Below are 1,378 nucleotides of genomic sequence, written 5' to 3' on the forward strand. Positions count from 1 at the left end.
CGGAGACCGGGTAGCGGGACTCGCGGCGTACGGCCATGAAGATGCGCGGCATCACCGGGAAGTGGAACGCCATGTGGCACTCGTCGCCGCCGGAGGCGTAGTCGCCGAAGTAGTCGACGACGTCCTCCGGCCACTGGTTGGCCTCGGCGAGGAGCACGGTGTCGGGGTAGTGGGCGTCGATCTCCTTGCGGACCCGTTTGAGGAAGGCGTGGGTCGCGGGCAGGTTCTCGCAGTTGGTGCCCTCCTCCGCGTACAGGTAGGGCACGGCGTCGAGGCGGAAGCCGTCGATGCCGAGGTCCAGCCAGAAACGCAGCGCGGAGATCATCTCCTCCTGCACGGCCGGGTTCTCGTAGTTGAGGTCCGGCTGGTGGGAGAAGAAGCGGTGGAAGAAGTACTGCTTGCGCACCGGGTCGAAGGTCCAGTTCGACACTTCCGTGTCGACGAAGATGATGCGGGCGTCGGGGTACTGCTTGTCGTCGTCGGCCCACATGTAGTAGTCGCCGTACGGCCCGTCCGGGTCGCGGCGCGACTCCTGGAACCACGGGTGCTGGTCGCTGGTGTGGTTCATGACGAAGTCGATGATCACGCGCATGCCGCGCTGATGGGCGGCGTCGACGAACTCGACGAAGTCGGCCAGGTCACCGAACTCCGGCAGCACGGAGGTGTAGTCGGAGACGTCGTAGCCGCCGTCGCGCAGCGGGGACTTGAAGAACGGCGGCAGCCACAGGCAGTCCACGCCCAGCCATTGCAGATAGTCCAGCTTGGCGGTCAGGCCCTTCAGGTCGCCGATCCCGTCGCCGTTGCTGTCCTGGAAGGAGCGGACGAGGACCTCGTAGAAGACGGCGCGCTTGAACCAGTCGGGGTCCCGGTCCTTCGCCGGGGTGTCCTCGAAGGTGTCCGGGACGGGTTCGTTGACGATCATTGTGTGGGTGACCCTCCGATCTGCGGGGTGGACGGTCGCAGGACGGTGAAGACATGCGCGGGCCGGATGCCCGGTTCGAGTCGCACGTAGTTGGCCCTGCCCCAGTGATAGGTCTCGCCGGTGAGCTCGTCGCGCACCGGCACCGACTCGTGCCATTCCAGGCCGAGTTGCGGCATGTCCAACGAGACCGTGGCCTCCTGGGTGTGGTGGGGGTCGAGGTTGGCGACCACCAGAACCGTGTTCGAACCGCTCCGCTTGGAGTACGCGATCACCGCGTCCTTGTCGGCGTGGTGGAAGTGCAGACCGCGCAGCCTGCGCAGGGCGGGGCTGCGGCGGCGGATGTCGTTGAGCCTGGTGATGAGCGGGGCGATGGTGCGGCCCTCACGCTCGGCGGCCTCCCAGTCACGGGGCCGCAGCTGGTACTTCTCCGAGTCCAGATACTCCTCGCTGCCCTCC

1 protein-coding gene and 1 pseudogene are annotated in these 1,378 nt (G+C 66.8%); both read right to left on the reverse strand.

From position 1 onward, the window contains the following. The coding region (locus MTQ10_RS30435; RefSeq protein WP_247473960.1) for an alpha-amylase family glycosyl hydrolase at nt 1–922 on the reverse strand (922 nt) is incomplete at its 3' end. Further along, nucleotides 919–1,378: pseudogene (locus MTQ10_RS30440) on the reverse strand (alpha-1,4-glucan--maltose-1-phosphate maltosyltransferase); the annotation flags it as partial. The gene MTQ10_RS30435 and the pseudogene MTQ10_RS30440, both read right to left, overlap by 4 nt.

It is taken from the genome of Streptomyces sp. XM83C (assembly GCF_023072675.1).
GTDB classification, from domain to species: Bacteria; Actinomycetota; Actinomycetes; order Streptomycetales; family Streptomycetaceae; genus Streptomyces; species Streptomyces thermocoprophilus.